Origin of the sequence: Micromonospora pisi (assembly GCF_003633685.1) — a bacterium.
Taxonomy (GTDB): domain Bacteria; phylum Actinomycetota; class Actinomycetes; order Mycobacteriales; family Micromonosporaceae; genus Micromonospora_G; species Micromonospora_G pisi.
In genome coordinates this window covers 627687-646818 of the sequence record NZ_RBKT01000001.1, presented here as the reverse complement: position 1 = coordinate 646818, position 19132 = coordinate 627687, and the positions used below count along the sequence as shown (strand labels likewise).

At 71.5% G+C, this 19132-nt stretch carries 13 protein-coding genes; 5 read left to right on the top strand and 8 right to left on the bottom strand.

Translation table 11 applies throughout. From position 1 onward, the window contains the following. Positions 1 to 55 precede the first annotated feature (55 nt). Both BDK92_RS02685 and BDK92_RS38735 read right to left on the bottom strand, forming a co-directional pair. Positions 56 to 4465 (bottom strand): type VII secretion EssC family protein, encoded by a 4410-nt coding sequence (locus BDK92_RS02685; RefSeq protein WP_121154255.1) that lies wholly within the window; start codon positions 4463 to 4465, stop codon positions 56 to 58. A 109-nt stretch (positions 4466 to 4574) separates the two neighbouring features. Further along, entirely contained in the window at positions 4575 to 4868 is a 294-nt protein-coding gene (locus BDK92_RS38735; RefSeq protein WP_170208458.1) for a WXG100 family type VII secretion target, read from the bottom strand. Between the two features lie 259 nt (positions 4869 to 5127). Between BDK92_RS38735 and BDK92_RS02675 the strand changes: the two genes are divergently transcribed. Together BDK92_RS02675 and BDK92_RS02670 are read left to right on the top strand one after the other, a co-directional pair. Next, positions 5128 to 5832 carry a hypothetical protein gene (locus BDK92_RS02675; RefSeq protein ID WP_121154252.1) on the top strand — a complete coding sequence of 235 codons (705 nt, stop codon included), beginning with the start codon at positions 5128 to 5130 and terminating at the stop codon, positions 5830 to 5832. A gap of 27 nt (positions 5833 to 5859) precedes the next feature. Continuing rightward, a complete protein-coding gene (locus BDK92_RS02670) occupies positions 5860 to 6408 on the top strand; it encodes a DUF4333 domain-containing protein (protein WP_121154250.1) in 549 nt (182 codons plus the stop codon). A gap of 88 nt (positions 6409 to 6496) precedes the next feature. Here the strand turns inward: BDK92_RS02670 and BDK92_RS02665 are convergent, their stop codons facing one another. Continuing rightward, complete coding sequence (locus tag BDK92_RS02665; protein ID WP_121154248.1) at positions 6497 to 7543, bottom strand: DUF1996 domain-containing protein; 1047 nt, start codon at positions 7541 to 7543, stop codon at positions 6497 to 6499. Between the two features lie 283 nt (positions 7544 to 7826). Here BDK92_RS02665 and BDK92_RS02660 point away from each other — a divergent pair, with 283 nt between their 5' ends. After that, positions 7827 to 8936: an alpha/beta hydrolase gene (locus BDK92_RS02660; protein ID WP_121154246.1), complete on the top strand. Its 1110-nt coding sequence runs from the start codon at positions 7827 to 7829 to the stop codon at positions 8934 to 8936. Between the two features lie 55 nt (positions 8937 to 8991). Then, positions 8992 to 11004 carry an FAD-dependent oxidoreductase gene (locus tag BDK92_RS02655; RefSeq protein WP_121154244.1) on the top strand — a complete coding sequence of 671 codons (2013 nt, stop codon included), beginning with the start codon at positions 8992 to 8994 and terminating at the stop codon, positions 11002 to 11004. 155 nt (positions 11005 to 11159) lie between these two features. On the opposite strand, the gene BDK92_RS02650 is transcribed toward BDK92_RS02655, so the two are convergent. After that, a complete protein-coding gene (locus BDK92_RS02650) occupies positions 11160 to 11879 on the bottom strand; it encodes an SDR family oxidoreductase (protein ID WP_121154242.1) in 720 nt (239 codons plus the stop codon). Positions 11880 to 12046: 167 nt separating this feature from the next. On the opposite strand from BDK92_RS02650, the gene BDK92_RS02645 reads away from it, so the two are divergent. Beyond that, positions 12047 to 12967 carry a LysR family transcriptional regulator gene (locus tag BDK92_RS02645; protein ID WP_121154240.1) on the top strand — a complete coding sequence of 307 codons (921 nt, stop codon included), beginning with the start codon at positions 12047 to 12049 and terminating at the stop codon, positions 12965 to 12967. A 28-nt stretch (positions 12968 to 12995) separates the two neighbouring features. On the opposite strand, the gene BDK92_RS02640 is transcribed toward BDK92_RS02645, so the two are convergent. From BDK92_RS02640 to BDK92_RS02625, 4 genes are all read right to left on the bottom strand, one after another. Continuing rightward, a complete protein-coding gene (locus tag BDK92_RS02640) occupies positions 12996 to 14246 on the bottom strand; it encodes a DUF1501 domain-containing protein (protein WP_121154238.1) in 1251 nt (416 codons plus the stop codon). A 14-nt stretch (positions 14247 to 14260) separates the two neighbouring features. Continuing rightward, the gene (locus BDK92_RS02635; RefSeq protein WP_121154236.1) at positions 14261 to 15571 is read right to left on the bottom strand and encodes a DUF1800 domain-containing protein; all 1311 of its coding nucleotides are present in this window, start codon (positions 15569 to 15571) and stop codon (positions 14261 to 14263) included. A gap of 83 nt (positions 15572 to 15654) precedes the next feature. Then, positions 15655 to 17793 carry an MMPL family transporter gene (locus BDK92_RS02630; protein ID WP_121161534.1) on the bottom strand — a complete coding sequence of 713 codons (2139 nt, stop codon included), beginning with the start codon at positions 17791 to 17793 and terminating at the stop codon, positions 15655 to 15657. Positions 17794 to 17919: 126 nt separating this feature from the next. After that, entirely contained in the window at positions 17920 to 19008 is a 1089-nt protein-coding gene (locus BDK92_RS02625) for a Gfo/Idh/MocA family protein (RefSeq protein ID WP_121154234.1), read from the bottom strand. Positions 19009 to 19132: the final 124 nt, after the last annotated feature.

The following is a 19132-nucleotide window of genomic DNA, read 5'->3' as shown; positions in this document are numbered from 1 at the left end:
GCAACACGAGGTCAGGGGGGAACACCGACGGTGTCCCCCCTGATCGCGTACCGCCTCAGCCGAGGGGCGCCGCCTCCCGTACCGCTTCCCGCACCGCCGCCAGGTCGGTACGGGGCACCTGCACCGCCCGTACCCGGCCGTCGCCGAAGTGGGCCAGCGCCCGGCCGGGCCGCCCGCCGCCGAGCTGACCCCGGGACAGCTTCGCGCCGAGCAGCTCACCGTCACCCAGCCCCTGCGGGCTGAGCAGCGCGCCCTGCCGGTTGCGGCGGGCGTCGACGTGCCAGCCGCCGAAGCCGCCGGAGAGCCCGTCGATGGTGCCCGCCATGATCACCGCCCGCCCGGTCTCCGTACCGGTCCGGGCGATCTCGCCCAGGTCGCTGCCGGCGTCGCACTTGAGCAGCAGTTCGGCGTCGTCCAGTACGACCACCACCGGACCGCTCCGGTCGCCGGTCGCCGCCGCCAGCCGGGCCGAGGTGAAGTCCTCACCGGCGACCACGTCGAGCACCCCCGCGACCCCGGCCAGTTCCCGTAGCGGCGACCGGCGCGGCGCCGCGACGACCACCGGCGTTCCCCGCTCCAACAGCGCGGCGACCATCGTCATCAGCACGGTGCTGCGCCCCGACCGGGGCGGTCCGGCCACGATGAAGCTGGAGATGGTGGCCAGGTCGGGTCCGACCGCGGTGAGCTGGTCGCCGCCGACGCCGAGCAGGGCCCAGAGCGGGCCGGCCGGGCGCACCAGCGCCCGTGCCTGCGCGAGGCTCACCTCGTCGGGCAGGACGTCGATCCGGAACGGGCGGGCCGCCTCGGGCAGCTCCCGGTCCCGTGACCGGGTCGCCTCGGCGATCTCGGTGAGCATCCGGGCCTGCCCCTGCCCGGAACCGTCGGCCGCCGCCGGTTCCGCGCCGGGATGGCGGACCGGGGCCAGCAGTGCGATCTGCGCCTCGGCGCCGTCGACCGCCCGCAACGCCCGGCCGGCCTCGATCTCGTCCGGCAGTTGGCGGTAGTTGATGCCGACCATGCTGTAGTCGCTGCGCTCGCTGAGCCGTAGCACCAACTTGTCCTCGGTGGTGGCGGAGACCCGGGTGGAGAACATGCTCCGGTCTCCGGCCAGCACCAGGTGGATACCGACCCCGGCGCCCTCACGCAGGAGGGTGAGTAGCGCCGACATCAGGGTGCCGTTGTCGAAGTCGGCGAAGGTCTTGTCGAAGACCTCCCACCGGTCCAGCAGCACCAGGATGTGCGGCGGGCGCTCGGACCCGGCCGTCCCGGACCGGAACTCGACCAGGCTCGCCGAGCCGGTCGAGGCGAGCAACTGCTGTCGGCGTCCCATCTCGGCGGTCAGCCGGGTGAGCAGGCGACCGAGCCGCTCAGCCTCGGTCCGCTGCACCACCGCACCGCAGTGCGGCAGCTCGCCCAGGGCGAGCAGGGCGCCGTTGCCGCAGTCGATGCCGTACAGGTGCACGTCGGCGCTGGAGTGCGCGCGGGCCAGCGTGCCGGCGATCGTACGCAGGGTCTGTGACCGGCCGCTGCGCGACGATCCGATGACGTGCAGGTGCCCGAGCGTGGCCAGGTCCAGTTCGAGCGGGACCTGCTCCTGCCGGGCCGGCAGGTCGACCAGCCCGTACGCGACCGCCGGCAGGTGGTAGTCGCCGGTACGGGGAGCGGGCAGCGCGTCCACCGTCAGCGTCGTCGGCAACGCGGGCAGCCAGGGGCTGTGCTGGGGCGGGATGCCGAGCCGTTCGCTCGCCCCGCGTACCGCCTGGACCAGCACCGCGAGGTCGGTCAGTTCGGCGGACGGGCCGGAGCCGCCGGGGCGGCTCGGTGCCGGCCGGCCCAGGTCGGTCCAGTCCAGCGGCACCAGCCACGGTGCCGGCCGCTCGGTGGTGACGCTGCCGGGACGGAATCCGCCGACCCGACCCGCCTGGAACGGCACCAGTGAGGACTGCGCCAACCGGACGTACGCCCGGCCGGGTGTCGACTTCGAGATCGAGGCCGCGTCGGGGGCGTTCAGGACGTCCTGGCTTTCGCTGCTGTCGGTGACCCGCAGCGCGATCCGCAGGTTGGTGTTGGCCCGGATCTCCGGCGAGACCACCCCGCCGGGGCGCTGTGTCGCCAGCACCAGATGGATGCCGAGCGACCGGCCCCGCTGCGCGATGTTGACCAGCCCGGTGACGAAGTCGGGCAGGTCCCGGACCATCGAGGCGAACTCGTCGATCACGATCAGCAGACGCGGCATCGGGGTCCGGGTCGGCTCCCGCCGCAGCAGCTCAACGTAGTCGTCGATGTCCTTCGCGCCGGCCTCGGCGAGGATGTGCTCCCGACGCCGCAGCTCGGCCGAGAGCGAGGTCAGGGCCCGACTGACCAGGTGGGTGTCCAGGTCGGTGACCATACCGACGGTGTGCGGCAGCAGCACACAGTCCTTGAACGCGCTGCCGCCCTTGTAGTCCACCAGCACGAAGGTCATCGCGTCCGGCCGGTTGGCGACCGCGAGCGAGGCGACCAGGGTCTGGAGCAGCTCGGACTTGCCCGATCCGGTGGTTCCGGCGACCAGCGCGTGCGGCCCGTCCCGCTTCAGGTCGAGGGCGAACGGGCCGTCCAGGGAGATGCCGAGCACCGCCTCGGTGGTCCGGCCACCGGTCGCCCAGCGGGCCTCGACGGCATCCGGCTCCGGCGGCTCCATCGCCAGTACGTCGAGCAGCCGGCTGGCGTCCGGCAGGGCCCCGCCGTCGTCCTTGCCTCCGGTGTCCCGCAGCGGCGCCAGGGCCCGCGCCACCCGACGCAGCCATTCGGGCGCCACCAGGTCCGGGTGCACGCCGGAGATCGGCTCGGCCAGCGTACGGGTGACCAGCAGGGTGCCGTCGGGCTGCTGGGAGACGACCGCCTGGCACTCCTCGGGCAGCAGCTTCTCCTCGGCGTCGAGACAGATCGCGAACACGCCGACCGCCGGACCTTCCCGCAGGATCTGGGTGACGCCCGGCAGTGTCCGCAGTTTCCGCGCCCCGTCGAGCACGACCAGGACGTCCCGGAAGGCGCCGTCGGTGGTCGAGACCGCCGCCCGGGCGGAGATCAGCGCGACCAGCTCCGCCACCCGGCGGGCCAGGGTCTGCGTGTCGGCGCCGACAGTGGCCAGGGTGTCCTGACCGTCGCGCGGGGCCAGGTGCGGCAACCATCGCGTCCAGGCCCAGCCCTCGGCGTCGCCGGCCCCGGCGAGCAGGTAGAGCTGCAGGTCCTCGGGGCTGTGCAGCGCCGCGGCCTGCGCGAGCATCCACCGAGCGGTGGTCCGGGCCAGCTCACCGCCAGCGACACCGACGACGCCGTGCCGGCGTACGGCAACCGTCGCCGGTACGTCCAGCGCACTCCACCGGATCTCCCGCCGGTGTTCGTCCTGGGCCGGGTCGCTGAGCACGACCTCGGACGGCAGGTCGGCCGTGCCGGCCCGCAGCTCCAGGAAGTCCGGGTCGGACCGTCGCCGCTCCCAGAGCCGTCGCTGCGGTCCGACCGCGATCAGCAGCACGGCGGCCGGGTCCGGGCAGCTCTGCCGGCGGGCCAGGCGCTCGGCGGTCAGCGCCTCCTGCGCCTCGGCGGCGACGCGCGCCTTCTTCTCCTCGTACTCGGCGAGCCGGCCCCGGTAGGACGCCCGGCCCTGGCGGCGGCTGCTGATCTGGTTGGCGATCAGCGCGAGCGGCGACAGCAGGGCGAAGAGCAGGGTGGCCGGGTTCTTCGTGATGAAGTACGCCGCGCCGGAGACCACCAGCGGCGCCAGGATGGCGATCAATGCCAGGGGGCGCCGTTCCGGTGGGATCGGCGGGTTGGGCAGGGCGAAGCGGGTGGTCTTTGCGGCCGGCAGCAACCGGGGTGGCCGGTTGTAGTCGAACCCGGTCCGGTCCTCGGAGAGTTGCAGCGCGGCGTCGGCCCGTTCCGGCGTACGTAGTTCCAGCAGGGACGAGCCGACGGCCAGTTGAGCCCCCGGTGGCCAGACCGCCTCGCCGTCGAGTTCGGTCCGGTCGAGCAGTAGTCCGGTGCCGACCGGGAGGAGGTGGCACCGGCCGTCGGGGGTGACCCGTACCCGGGCCATCACCGCGGCCAGGGCCGGATCGGAGAGACGTACCCGGCAGGTGCTCGCCGCGCCGACGGTGTGCTCGCCGATGTCGAGCTGGTAGACGCCACCGGCGTCGCTGCCGCCGACCACCCGTACCTCGACCAGCCCCCGTGGCGGCGTGGCCGTCTCCTCCGCGGGACGGCCCAGTCCGAGCACCGTTCCCTGCCGCAGCGGCGCTTCGGCCAGGACCAGACCGGGGTGCAGCGGCGTCCCGGCGACGAAGATCGGAGGTGGCTCGTCGGTGGGTTCCGGCCGTCGGGCGGCCAGCGCCCCGGCGAGTTCGTGGACGGTGGTCTCGGGTGTGACGTCCACCTGGTAGTCGGTCGCGACCGAGGGCGGATCCACAACGGTGAGCAAGAGGCGCACGACATTCTCCTGGTCGGTTGGTCCCGGTGGGAACCGGTCGAATGTTTCGGGCGGGAAACGGACAAGGCCGCGCGGTGGCGATCCACCGCGCGGCCTTGATGTCCCCGATTCAGCCGAGGCTGTTTCCGGTCTGGGTGTCGGTGTCCTCGAACGCCGTACCGACCTGCTGGAGGTACTGGCTGATGCCCTCCATGCCCTGCAGGGTCTGGTCCACACTCGACTTGTACTCGTCGAAGTACGGACCGAACTTCGCCTGCGCGGCCGGGGTGTTGTAGCCACCCTGGATCAGGGTGTCAATCTTGCTCTTGGCCTGGTTCATCCCGTCCAGCAGCGTCTGCATGTTCTGCTGCAGCCAGCTCGCCGACTCCTGCATGTCCTCGGTCTGGATGTGGTAGGTCGCCATGACGTTTCCCGCTTTCCTCGTGGATGAGAAGTGCCAACGACAGGGGCTCGGCGGTCTCGCTTCGAAGTCCCCGTCGCCGTTGCCACCATCCACACGGACCGCCGTCGGAATCGGTTCAGCGAATTTTTCGACGACCGGTCCGACGACGATTTCGCACGCCGGTTGAACCGGTTCGCGATTCGTTCCGTGTGCATGCCGAACCGGGTCCGACAAGTCGTCGGCACCCACGCGGACACGACCATCAAGAGGTGGACAAGTCATGAAGCTGCCCCGCAAAATCGCGTACGCCGCGATCGCCCTGACCGGCCTGGTGGCCCTGGCCGCCTGTGGCGACAACGGCGCCGCGACCGCCACCGCCACGGTCCCGACCACGACCGCGACGATCGGGGCCGTGCCCGTCGCCCCCAGCACCGAGACGACGCCCGAGGTGATCGGGGACGCCCCAAGTTCCGCTCCGGTCACGCCGCCGGTGGTGGCCAAGACCCAGCGGCGGGTGAAGATCTACAGCGGTCCCTCCGACGTACCGCTCTCGCCGACGCCCGACACCGGCCAGGGGAGCAACATCGTCCAGCTCAACAGCACCGCCTCGGCGCAGATCGGTGCGTTCGTGGCCGACGGTCAGGGCAGGACGCTCTACCGCTTCGACAAGGACACGGCCCAGCCGTCGAAGTCCAACTGCAACGGTGACTGCGCCAAGACCTGGCCGCCGCTGCTGATCAAGTCGCCGGGTGCGATCTACCCCAGCGGCGTCGACCCGCAACTGGTCGGCTACGTCGAGCGGGCCGACGGCACCTGTCAGGTGACCATCAACGGCTGGCCGGTCTACCACTTCGCCAAGGACAAGGCGCGGGGCGACATCCTCGGCCAGGGGGTCGGTGGCACCTGGTTCGCGATCAGCCCGGCCGGGGGCAAGACCAAGGCCGCCCCGCAGGCGATCTCCGCGCCCACCGCCGCCGGCTACTGATCCGGCCACCGACTTCGGGAGACGAAGATGACCAGCCCGTACGGACCGTTCGGCAGCAACGACCCGCAGCCTTGGGGCCAGCCCCCCGGCGGCAGCCCGGGGCCGGCCTCCGGCGACGGCGCGGCGGCTCCCGTACCCCGGTGGGGGCCGGTGCCGGCACCGCAGTGGGGGCCGGCGCCCGTACCGCAGTGGGGGCCGGCGTCGCAGTCGCGGCCGGTCCAGGACCCGGGGCAGTCCGACCGGCGGCCCCGGTGGCGGGTGCCGACGGTACGCCGCGCGCTCCTGGTCACCGGTCCGGTGCTGGGGCTGGTCGCCCTGGTGGTCGTACTGGGCCTCGTCTGGCCCGGCTTCCTCAACAAGAAGGTCTTCGACGGGGCGGCCCTGCAGGTCGGCGTCACGGACGTGTTGCGTAACAGCTACCAGGTCGAGGTCGGCGCGGTGAACTGCCCGGCCGGTCAGCCGGTACGGGTCGGCACGAGATTCCCGTGCGTGGTCCTGGTCGACGGGGAACAACGGACCGTCACGATCGTCGTCACCTCGGACGACGGCCGGTTCGAGGTCGGTCGTCCGCAGTGACCGGGGTACGGCCGACGCCGGTCAGGGCCCGGTGTGCTCGACTCCTCGATCCGTTCGACGGTCCGGTGGCCGTACGGTCACCGGGTCCTCACCGGACCGTGGCGTCCTTGTCGTCGCAGACCTCGCCGGCGTTGAGACAGCGCACCACCTGCGCCATCAGCGACGTGGGGAAGAGGTTGACGAAGAAGGCGTGGTCGGTGAGCGGGCTGTTGTGCTGACCGCCGAACGCGTCGATCTGGTAGCGGGTGCCGGGCGGCAGGTCGTAGCTCGCGACCAGACGCAGTCGCGGCACCGCGAAGGTCGCGACCGGGCATCCGCCGCCGGCGACCGGGAAGACCAGGTGCTGCCGGTGGTCGGCGCTGTCCAGCCGTCGCCCGTCCCAGCAACTGGGGAAGTCGAAGATCCGGACGATCTGTTGACCGGGCCCGCAGACCGGATACCGGGTGGTACGCCGGTCCGGGGTGTCGGAGCAGGTCCAGGTGGCCTGTGCCCGCGCCCCACCGTTGGTGATCGCGACCGCGTCGCCCATGGTGGCGCGCAGCAGCGACGGCATCGGGACCACCGGGGTCCGTGGGTTGCCGTAGAAGGTGAGCGTGAACGAGACCGGCAGCTGGATCTCGCCCAGGTGCTCGACCGGAGCACCCGCCTTCGTGTCCTGCCCGGTGGTCGGCGTGGCAGGGTCGGGGTGCTCGCCGTGGCCGTCGGGCAGCGTACGCAGCACCGGCCAGTAGTAGGTCGACCTGTCGCCGTTGGCGCAGGTGGTGTCGCCGCCGACGAGGCTCTCGACGGTGGAGTCGACATCGGTGGAGAGGTTGCCCACGTAGTCGTGCACGTGGTGCGGCGGGCCCGGCATGCCCGGCACCACCACCACGTTCGCCGTGTTGCGATGGCCGTTGGCGTTGCGGCCGCAGTCCCAGGTGTAGGTGCCGGTCGCGGCGCCGGGGACCGGGTCCGGGTCGGCGTGCCCACCGGGCACCGTGGTGATGTCGACGTAGTCGGGGCCGAGCAGGGCGGCGGGGGACGGGGGCGGCGAGCCGGCGTCCGCGGCGGTCCGGAGACCGAACCCCACCCCGATCACCACCAGCGCCAGCACCAGGGCGAGCGCGCTTCGGCGAGCTGCCGCAGCTTTCCTCATGATCCCCACCCTAGGTAGTCGCAACAGGCGGGCTGAACCCCACCCGACCCCCTTCATCAGGCTACTGAGCTGGGTAGACGGTTGTCGCGGGGCAGAGTCGCAGATCCGACTCTCGGTGAGATTGTGATGCTTTTCAAGCAGGGCAACGCACGGAACCTCTTCGGCGGCCGGAACGGACATGATCCCGACCACAGCCGCGAGCGCCTGCGGGGCCACCGTCACTACCGTTTGTCGTACGTACGCCCGGCAGGTCGACGTCAGCTCCGGTGACGGCAGGTGAACTTTGACTTACTCCTCGCTCCACTCGGCGGCGTTTCCCGTCGGCGGTCTTCTGCCCTGGCTGGTCGTCGCGGTCGGGCTGCTGGTCCTGCTGCTGCTCCTGCCGGTGCTGGTCGTGTACGCGTGGCCGCTGCGTCACGGACGGCTGCGGCACGCGCTGGTCGAGTCGCTCGACTACCCCGCCGCGATGGCACGGGCGGAGGAGGCGGTCGCCGCCGACCGGGACGACCCGGAGGTGACCCCGGAGGGCGGGAGCGTGCTGCTCTCCCACGGGGTCCGCACCTCCCGAGCCGTCCTGATGCTGCACGGCTACACCGTCTCACCGGCCCAGTACGCGAACCTGGCCCGGTTCTACTTCGCACACGGCTACAACGTCTACGTACCGCGCGCACCCCGGCACGGACTGGTCGACCGGCGGGAGGAGGGGCGGCTCACCGCGACCGAACTGGTCGGGTACGCGAACGAGTCGATCACCATCGCGGCCGGGCTGGGGGAGGAGGTCGGGGTCGTCGGCATCTCCGGCGGAGCCGTACTCGGCACCTGGCTGGCCCAGTACCGCGCCGACGTGGTCCGCCGGCTGCTCGTCCTCGCCCCGTTCTACGGGGTGAACCCGGCGAAGGCGCCGAGCTATCTGATCAAGCCGCTGACCGTACTGTTCGGGTTCCGGATCCTGCCCGACCGCCAGGTGACCGGGACCGGGTTCTGGCTCTCGGCGCTCTCCCAGTACCTGCGCATCACGATCAACCTGCCGGCGCTGCCCGGCCGCAGCGACCTGCGCAGCGTGGCGGTGGCGTTCTCGGTCAACGACGAGTCGATCGACCAGGGCGCCGCCGTCGACCTGCCCCGGAAGCTGGCCGACGCGAACGACCTGCCGTTGCGGGTGCACCGGCTCGGCGGGGAACTGGGGCTGGCACACGACATCGTCCGGCCGGAGCGGGTGGGCGACCTCGCCGACGAACTGAACCAGCTCTACCTCGACCTCTACGAGGGCCGCGACGGCTCCGTGGGACGGGACGGCTACGAGGGCCGCGACCGGGAACCGGCGGCGTCGACCGTCGCCGGGCGGATCGACGACCTTGACATCGTGGGGCGGGGCACGGAAAGTCGTGGGTGAGTCGGAGGATGCGGCGGCGCGCTCCTGAATCCACCCACCGGAGGAGCCCGCCCGCATGCCGTACCCGATCACCCGCCGCACGCTGCTGCGTGTCGGCGGCGCCACCGTCGTCGTCGCCGGCATCCCGGCGATTCCCGCTTCCGCCCTCGCCGCCGCCGTGGTCCAGGCCGACCTGGTGGTCTACGGCGCCACCTCGGCCGGCATCGTCGCCGCGGTGCAGGCCCGCCGGATGGGTCGCACCACCGTGATCCTGGAACCGGGCGCCCACCTCGGCGGCCTGACCACCGGTGGGCTCGGTATGACCGACAGTGGCACCCAGGCCGCGATCAAGGGAATCGCCGGGGAGTTCTACCGGCGGGTGCACGCCAAGTACGCCGGCACCCCGGTCACCCCGACCTCGCCGGCCCGGTTCACCTTCGAACCGCACGTCGCCCGCGCGGTCTTCGACGATCTGCTGGCGGAGTCGGGGGTGCCGGTCTACCACGGCGTACGCCTGACCGGTGTCACCATGGCCGGCAACCGGATCACCGAGCTGGTCACCGAGAACGGTCAACTGTTCCGGGGCCCGATGTTCGTCGACGCCAGCTACGAGGGTGACCTGATGCACCGGGCCGGGGTGGCCTGGACGGTCGGCCGGGAGAGCAACGCCACCTACGGCGAGACCATCAACGGGGTCCAGCTACGCGGCGGCCACCAGTTCAACTTCCCGGTCGACCCGTACGTCGTACCGGGCAGTCCGGCGAGTGGCCTGCTGCCGGGCATCTCCGCCGCCCCGGTCGCGCCGAACGGCACCGGGGACGGCCTCATCCAGGCATACAACTACCGGATGTGCCTGACCCAGGCCGCGAACCGGATCCCGTTCCCCCGACCGGCCGGCTACGCCGCCGCCGACTACGAACTGCTGGCGCGCTACGTCCAGGCGGGCTGGTCCGGTCCGTTCTTCACCACCCACGGCGTGGGCAACGGCAAGACCGACTCCAACAACAACGGGGCGTTCTCCACCGACTTCATCGGCGCCAACTACGCCTACCCGACCGCGAGTCATGCCGCTCGCGACAGCATGGCGGCCGACCACCGCGCGTACCAGCAGGGGCTGATGTGGTTCCTGGCCAACGACTCCCGGTTGCCGGCGTCGGTACGGGCGTCGACCTCGTCGTGGGGCCTGGCCGCCGACGAGTTCACCAGCACCGGGGGTTGGCCACCCCAGCTCTACGTACGCGAGGCGCGGCGGATGGTCTCGGCGTACGTGATGACCGAGCGCAACTGCCGTGGTCAGGAGACGGTCGCCGACCCGGTCGGCCTCGCCAGTTACACCATGGACTCGCACAACTGCCAGCGGGTCGTGGTGAACGGCCAGGTACGCAACGAGGGTGACGTGCAGATCGGCGTACCGGGGCCCTACTCGATCAGTTACCGGTCGATCGTGCCGGCCAGGATCCAGTGCGCCAATCTGACGGTCCCGGTCTGCCTCGCCGCGAGCCACATCGCGTACGGGTCGATCCGGATGGAGCCGGTCTTCATGATCCTCGGCCAGTCCGCGGCGACCGCGGCGATGCTGGCGCTCGATGCCGGCGTGGCCCTGCAGGATCTCGACTACCCGAGGTTGCGTACCCGGCTGCTCGCCGACGGGCAGCTGCTGGTCTGGCCGCCGCCGGCCACCGGTGAGGTGATCCTGGACAGCCGGGCCGGTAGCGGGGTCACCCGGGCCGGCACCTGGCTGGGGAGCACCGCGATCGGCGGCTACTACGGTCCCGACTATGAGCACGACGACAACACCGGCAAGGGCGTGAACCGGATGCGGTTCACCCCGACACTGCCGGCGGCGGGGACGTACAGCGTCTACTTGCGCTGGACCGCGCACGAGAACCGGGCGAGCAACGTACCGGTCGACATCGTGCACAGTGGCGGGATCGCGAACCGTACCGTCGACCAGCGCTCGGCCGGCGGCCAGTGGGTCCCGGTCGGTACCTACCCGTTCGCCGCCGGCTCGGCCGGCAGCGTGCTGGTCCGTACCGAGAACACCAACGGTTACGTGGTCGTCGACGCCGCCCGCTTCGTCCCCGCCTGAGGGTAAGGAAGGGGCCCTTGTTAACGCTATGCGTTAACAAGGGCCCCTTCCTTACCCCGCATCGCGGTGCCGCCACGTTCCCGCAGCACGAGCCAGCTCGCGTGGATCGCGAAGATCGCCATGGCCCGGCGTAGCCGCTGTGCCATGGGTTTCGCTCAGGCGACCAGGGTGCCGCCGTCGACGGTCACGATCGTCCCGGTGGCGTAGCTGGACCGCAGCAGGTAGACGAAGGCTTCGGCCACCTCCTCCGGTTCGCCCACCCGACCCAGCGGCAGCTTCTCGCCGAGCTGGGCGTACATCTGCTCGCGGGTCTCGTCCGGCAACGAGTCCCAGAGTGGGGAGCGGATCACGCCAGCCGAGACGGCGTTGACCCGGACCGGTGCGAGTTCGACCGCGAGGGCGCGGACCAGGGCGTCGATTGCTCCGGTGATGCTGGCCGCCACCGACCAGCCCGAACTCGGCCGGTAGTTGGCCGTGCCGGTGGTGAACGTGATCGACCCGTCCCGGCGGAGGTAGGGCAGGGCCGCGTTGACCGTCGACAGCGCACCGAAGTAGCGCAGCTCGAAGGCGGTGCGGGCGGCGGCGAGGTCGAGGGCGTCGAGCGACATCAGGGCGAGCGGTTCACCGGCGGTGTAGATCAGATGGTCGAAGGGGCCGGTCCCCTCGAAGAGCCGGGCCACGTCGGCCGGGTCGGTGAGGTTGACGGCATATCCCGCGCTGCCGTCGGGCAGGGTTGCCAGGGCCCGGTCGACGCTGCGCTGGTTGCTGGAGGCCACCACGACCTGAGCACCCTCGCGGGCGGCCAGGGCGGCGGTGGCGAGTCCGATTCCCGAGGTTCCACCGAGTACGAGAACGCGCTGGTCAGCGAGGTTCATAATCTTGTCCTTCCGGTTCGGTTCGTGGGTGTGGCGGTGCCGGTTCCCAACCCTCCACCGGCCGCCCCGGTGCCGTCCAAGACCTCTTCTGGCGCCTGTGATGCCCGGTGGGCATCAAGTCATTCATACCCGCCGGGTATCGTGGAACCGCCAGGAAGGGGGACCGAATGGATGTCGATCTTCGTAAGCTGCGGTACTTCGTCGCGGTGGCCGAGGAACTGCACTTCGGCCGCGCCGCGCAGCGGTTGCACATCGCCCAGCCGGTCCTGTCCCGGCAGATCCGGGCCCTGGAGCACGAACTCGGGGTCCAGCTCTTCGCCCGGGACCGGCGATCGACCGTATCGACCGAGGCGGGCCGGCAACTGCTGGAGGACGCCCGCCCCCTGCTCGCCTCCGCCGAGGCCCTGCACCGACGGGTACGCCGGGCCGCACACGGCCGGCCGACCTTCACCATCGCCTTCATGCCCGGCATCATCGTCACCGCCGAGTCCCGCGCCCTCGCCGCGCGGCACCCCGACCTCACCGTCGGCGTCGTCCGCACCTCCTGGAACGATCAGGTAGAGGTCGTGCGCGAGGGGCGAGCCGACGTCAGCTACGTACGGCTCCCGGTGGACCAGCGTGGCCTGCGCCTCCGGCCGCTCTTCAGCGAGCCTCGCGTGGTGGTCCTCCCCGCCGACCACCGACTCTCCGGCAAGGAGTCGATCGACCTCGTCGAGCTGGTCGAGGAGCGCCTGCTCCAGGACCCCGACGCGGTCCCGGAATGGCGTGACCTGCCGAACCGGTCGGCCGAGCCGAACCCGCTCGCCCGACCCGCGCTCCACTCGGTCGAGGAGAAGCTGGAGCACGTCGCGGCGTACGGCGGGGTGGCGGTGCTGCCGCTGTCGACCGCCACGTTCTACACCCGACCCGACGTCACCCACGTCCCGGTCGACGACCTCGCGCCCAACCAGGTCTGCCTGGCCTGGGCCGAGGGCAACCCGTCACCCCTGGTCGAGGAGTTCGCCGAGATCGCCGCGGCGCGGTACGCCGAGGTGACGGTCCTCGCCGGCAACCGGGAAGAAGCCGACGAGACCCTGGGCGACCGCTGAGCGGATGCCTCAGAACCGGGCGCGTGCCTCAGACCCGGTCGAAGAGGTCGTCCCGGCGACCGGGCCAGTCGGCGAGCACCTGACCCGGGTCGGCACCCAGCACCCGATCGAGCAGCGTGGCGTAGACGTCCCGGAAGTCGACGGTGAACTTGAGGTCGCCGTCGTCCAGGTCGGTCAGGCTCGGCTGCTCGCCGTAGAGGCCGCCGCGTACCCCGGCACCGAGCAGGAAGACGTTGGACGCGGTGCCGTGGTCGGTCCCCTCCGACGCGTTGGCGCGTACCCGTCGACCGAACTCGGAGTAGACCGCGACCACCACCTCACGGCCGGCCTCGGTCCGCGACATCCGCGCCGCGAACCCGCTGAGCGCCCGGTCCACCTGGCCCAGCAGGACAGCCTGTAGCTGCTTCTCGTCGGCGTGACTGTCGAACCCGCCGAGCGACACCGAGAAGACCCGGGTCGCCACCCTCGCCTCCACGCACTGGGCGACCAGGTCGAGCTGCGCCTCCAGGGACGTACGCGCCCCACCGGTGGAGGTAGCCGCCGGCCGCTCCGGGTCGGTCCCGTCGACGGGCTCCTCGGCCGCGTCCCGTACCTGGGCGATCATCTGGTCGACCGACCTGAGGTCGGCGAAGCAGGCTGCCGCGCGAGCCTGGGCCGGCGACTCGTCCGGGCTGTCGGCGGCGAACGCGGCCAGGGTCCGGTCCGGCAGCCCGCCCCGCATCGCGCGCCCGGCCACCGGCACCGAGGCCCCGGCACCGTGCACACCGGCCAGCAGCGGTGGCAGCGCAGACTCGAAGGAGACCGCGAGGCGGGGGTCGCCGCCGGCACCGTCCAGCCACCGCCCGATCCATCCGGTGTTCCCGGGCCGGTCCGGGGAGGCGGTCTGCCAGATGTCCATCGAGCGGAAGTGGCTGCGGTCCGGTTTCGGGTAGCCGACCCCACGGACGATCGCCAGCCGTCCCTGGCCGAAGAGTCCGTGCAGGCCGCCCATGGCCGGGTTGAGCCCGACGGAGTCGTCGAGCCGCTTGACCTCCTCGGCCGAGTACGCGATCTCCGGCCGCGCGTCGTGATAGGCCGGATCGGCGTACGGCACCACCGTGTTCAGCCCGTCGTTGCCGCCGTAGAGCGTCACCAGGACCAGGGTGCGGCCACCGGGTCCCTGTTCGTTCCCGGTCGCCAGCAGATCGGTCAGGGTGTACGCGGCGGCGCCTGCGGCGAGGGCGCCCGCGCCCACCACACCGCTGGCGATGAGGAACTTGCGCCGGGTCAGGATGTCCACGTGGGTGTCTCCGCTCAGCTGACGGTGTACTCGGGGCTCACCAGGCCGGCCGCGATCAGCCGATCCGGTTTGGCGGCCAGTGGGGCGAGCGCGGCCCGGGTGCGTTCGGTCCAGCGGTCCACCACGAGCAGCCGGGCCAGCGCGTCGACCCGACCGGCCTCCGGTGCGGCGCCGAGCCGTTGGCCGGCCACCGGTCCGGCGGCCGTGGCGAGGAGGTCGGCCAGCCGCATCCGCGCCTGCAGGGACGAGGTGGTCAACCAGGCCGTGCCGGCCGGCCAACCCCCGACGCTCGGCGGCCGCAGCAGGACCTGATCCATCCCGGACAGTCCCGACTGCACCTGTTTGCGCTGCTGCTCGGAGAGGGCGGACGGGCGGATGCCGAGCTGACGCATCGCCCCCACCGCCCACTCCACCGGCTGCTTGACCAGTTGGCCACGGGACCGCGCGAAGGCGGGGTCGGTGAGCACCGCCCGCAGCATCGCGGTGATGTCGGGTCCGGCGCCGACCGATCCGGATCCGCCGGTCGGCGGGGTGTCGGTGCCGGCGAAGCGGGCCCAGAGCCGGTTCCGGACGAACTCCGCCGCCTGCGGTTGAGCGGCGAGCAGCCGGGCGTACGAGTCCGCGTCGAAGGTGTCGGTCCGGCCGAGGATCGTCTTCGGGTCGGTGTCGTGCCGCTTCGGTTCGAGGCGGGCCACCCCGGTCGCGCGGTCGACGGCCCAACCGGTCAACGCCTTCGCCCCGGCCTTGACGTCCGGCTCGGTGTAGTGGCCGATGCCGAGGGTGAAGAGTTCCATCAACTCGCGGGCGAGGTTCTCGTTCGGCGCCTTGCGGGTGTTCTTCTCGCCGTCGAGCCAGAGGATCATCGCCGGGTCGCGGACCATCGCGGCCACCAGGGCGTCGAACCCGCCCCGCCCGTACCGCCGCAGGGTGTCCAACTGTCCGAGCATGAGCGGTGCGGACTTGACCTTCTGCACGCTGGTGGCCCAGTGGCCGTGCCAGAAGAAGACCAACTTCTCGGTGAGCTGGTGCTCGGCGGTGACCATCCGTTCCAGCCACCACTGCTGGAGCTGGCGCACCTGCTCCGTACGCCGCTTGTTGGCCTCCTGCCGTTGCTCCCGGCTGGCCGATTTGCCAATCGTCGAGTAGGGATCGGGGCCGAGTTTCGGGGTCGGGGAAGCGGACGCGCCGGGGTCGGTGCCGACCGGTTCGAGCAGACGGTCCAGGGTGGCGTCGAACCCCGCGCGTACGGCGGCGTCGACCTCGTCGGCGGTCGGGCCGAAGGTCGCGCGGCGCAGCAGGTGGGCGATCGCGTCCGGGGAGGCCATGCGGCGACCATAGGCCGGTCCGGTACGAATTCGGTAAATTCCACGTACGGGACAGGTACGGGCGGCTGGCCCCGGGGGTCCGGTCAGGGGCGATCCAGCCGGTGTGCGCCCGGTCGGGGCGCCTCACGATCGACGTCAGCGTGGCCGGGCCACCACGCGGTGTGTCCGAGCAGGGCGGTGATGGCGGGGGTGAGGAAGAGCGACATGACAAAGGCGACGATCGCGATTCCGGCCGAGATGGCGAAGCCCATCTGGGTGAGGGTGCTGTTGCCGGCCAGCATCAGTGAGGCGAACGTACCGGCGAGGATGAGACCGGCGGCGGCGATGGTCGGTCCGGCGTGCCGGATCGCCATGGCGGCGGCGTCGCGGGGGTCGCGTCCCTCGCGGGCCTCCTCCCGGAGCCGGGCCACCATGAGGATGTTGTAGTCGGTGCCGAGCGCGACCACGAAGAGATACATGATCACCGGCAGGATGAAGATCAGGCCGGGTTCGCCGAGGGCGTCCTGGAAGATCAGCACGGTGGCGCCGAGGGTGGCGGCGAAGCCCAGCCCGACGGAGAGGATGAGGTACCAGGGCGCCACCACGCTGCGGAGCAGCAGTCCGAGAATAATCATGATGAGCACGGCCGCGACCGGGAACACCACGGCGTAGTCCCGGTTCACCGCCGCCTGGATGTCGACGAAGACCGCGGTGATGCCGCCGACGAGCGCGGTGGTGCCGTCCGGGGCGGCCGAGTGCGCGGTGTCGCGCAGCGGGCCCTTGACCGTACGCAGCGCGGCGGCGGACTGCGGGGTGTTCGCCAACGTCACCTGGAAGTCGGCGACGGTCTTGTCCGGTGACAGTGCGGGTTCCCCGACCTGCCCGACGCCGGGCACCTTGGCCAGCGCCGCCCGGTACGCGGTGAGCTGGTCGGCCGGGAGCGGCTGGCCCGCGTCGGAGCGGAGGAACACCATGGAGGGTTCGGTCGCCCCGGCCGGCAGTCCCTTGAGCAGTTCCTTGCTCCAGACGTTCGACTCCGACTCGGTGGCGGTCGATCCGCTGCTGAGGTCGAAGTTGGGGTGGAAGCCGAAGGAGAAGACGGCGAGGATGACCAGCGCGACCCCGGACACCCCCGCGTAGAGCGCCGGGCGGCGGCCGAGCGAGCGGCCGATGGCCGCGAACCGGGCCCCGCGCGGCTCGTGCCGCCACGCCTTCGACGGCCAGAACACCTTCGTGCCGAGGAGCGAGACGATCGCCGGGATCAGCGTCAGACCGGCGACGAGCGTGGTGGCGACCGCGATCGCCAACGCCGGCCCGAGGGAGCGGAACAGGCCGAGGGTCGAGAGGGTCAGGGCCAGGAACGCGATGATCACCGCGCCGGCCGCCGAGGCGATCGCCTCACCAGCCCGCGCGACCGCGCTCACCATCGCCGTCTTCGGGTCCTCGCCGAGCCGTAGTCGTTCCCGGAAGCGGAACATCAGGAACAGGATGTAGTCGGTGCCGACCCCGAACAGCACCACGATCAGCATCGCGCTGACCGAACTGTCGGTCTTGAGGTCGAAGGCCTGGTTGGCCCAGGCGATCAGCCCGGTCGCGATCTGCGACACCAGACCGATCGCGATCACCGGCAGGATGGCGATGATCGGGCTGCGGAAGATGATCAGCAGCAGGATGAGGATGAGGCCGATCGTGGTGATTCCGATGATCGCGTTGGCCCGGTCCCCGGACTTCTGGGCGTCGAGGTTCTGCGCGGCCGTACCGGTGATGCCGGACTTGAGCCCGGAGCCCGCGAGCTGGTCCGGTAGCGCGGCCCGGAGCGCCTTGACCGCGTCCGGCTGCGCCTGGTCACCCGGTCCCCGCTGCGGAGTCATCTCGACCGCGATGATCTGGATCAGTCGGTTGGGTGACGGCGGTGTCGGGGTGAGGTTGATGACGTCCGGGATGTGCCGCCCGGCCAGTGCCTGGGCGATCGAGGTCACCTTCGCCGCGTCGGCCTCCGTCAGCGGTCCGTTGTCCTGGCGTTCGAACACGATGATCGCCGCCGGTGTGGCGGCCCGGGGGAACGCCTGCTGCTGGAGCTGCGCGGCCCGGATCGACTCGTAGTGCGAGGGGAGGAACGACGCCTCGTCGGTGGTGGCCGTCAGCGTCGGCGCGAAGCCGATCACGCCGACCGCGGCGGCCACCCAGGCCAGGATCACCCAGACGGGGTGGCGGACCACGAGCCGTCCCACAGCAGCGAACACCGGCGGCACCTCTTCGTGATCGACGGATCGCACTCCGTGATCAAGATAGGCGCTCGGTTGGCCTCAGGTGGGACGAATCGTCCGGAACCCCCGGAACGGAGTCAGCCCCGACCTCCGGCTCCGACCTCAGGCGCCGGCCCAGTCCTCCCGTGCGGTGACCACCGGTACGCCGGTCCGGACCGACTCCTCGATGGCCAGGCTGATCAGATGGTCCTGACACGCCTGCGCGAGCGGGTACGGGGCCGCCGCCTCCCCACGCGCCCAGGCACCGGTACGCGCCACGATGTCCGCCACCGCGATGTCGTCGTCGGAGAGCCCGGTGCCGACGAACGGGTTGCGGTACACCACCGTCCCGTCGAAGCTGATGTGCTTCAGGTCCAGCCCCTCCAGGTTGAGGTCGATCCCGGTCTGCCGGCGTACCAGCGTCGACTCGACCGGGGTCGTCGGGTCGACCAGCCGAACCACGGTGTCGTCCACCAGCTCGCCGAGCGACCCGCGTACGGTCAGCCGCCGGGCCCGCAACGGGTTCCACCACTGGTTGTCGGTGAAGTCGTACAGGCCCATCCGCCCACCGAAGTCGATCGTCGCGAGCGTGGTGGCGAGCTGCTGCGGCGTACCGTCACCGCTCCAACCGGTCGGAGACAACGGGTTCGCCAGCGGGGCGACGAACGCCCGGGCGCTCACCTCGGCGCTGTCGTAGTCGACCCCGAGCAGGCCACGGATCAGCGAGACCGCGTGGTAGAGGTGCGTCGACGAGATCTGTACCGAGGTCGGCTCCCCGATCACCCCGGCCCGGACCAGTTCGAGCCGCGCGGCGTGGCCGGGCATCAGCAGGTACTGCTCGGCGACCTGCACCAGGCCACTGCCGCCGACCTCGGCCCAGAGCGACCGCAGCCCGTCCAGGTCCGGCGCGGGAGGCGTCTCCGCGAGGACCCGTACCCCCTGGCCGACCAGTTCACGGGTGACCGCCGGGGTCACTGCCCAGGGCACCGAGACGATGACGAAGTCGGGCCGCCCCTGGGCGAGCAACTCGTCCGTCGTACGGAAGGTCGGCACACCCCACTCGGCCCGTACCTCGTCGCCCCGCTCCGCCGTCCGGGTCACCACCCCGGTCACCTCGAACCACTGGGGCAGCAGCCGGGCCAGTCGAAGGAAGAACAACGAACGCCAGCCACTGCCGACAATGCCGAAGCGGGTCACCGCTACCGAGGTCATCTGGACTCCTCACATCACACCCGAGGGTGCACCGGTCGCCGCCGTCGGTACCGTCGGCGAGGAAACCGTACCCTCGGCGAAGAAATCCGATCATCGCCCACAACCCCGAACGGCCCTGCTGGTG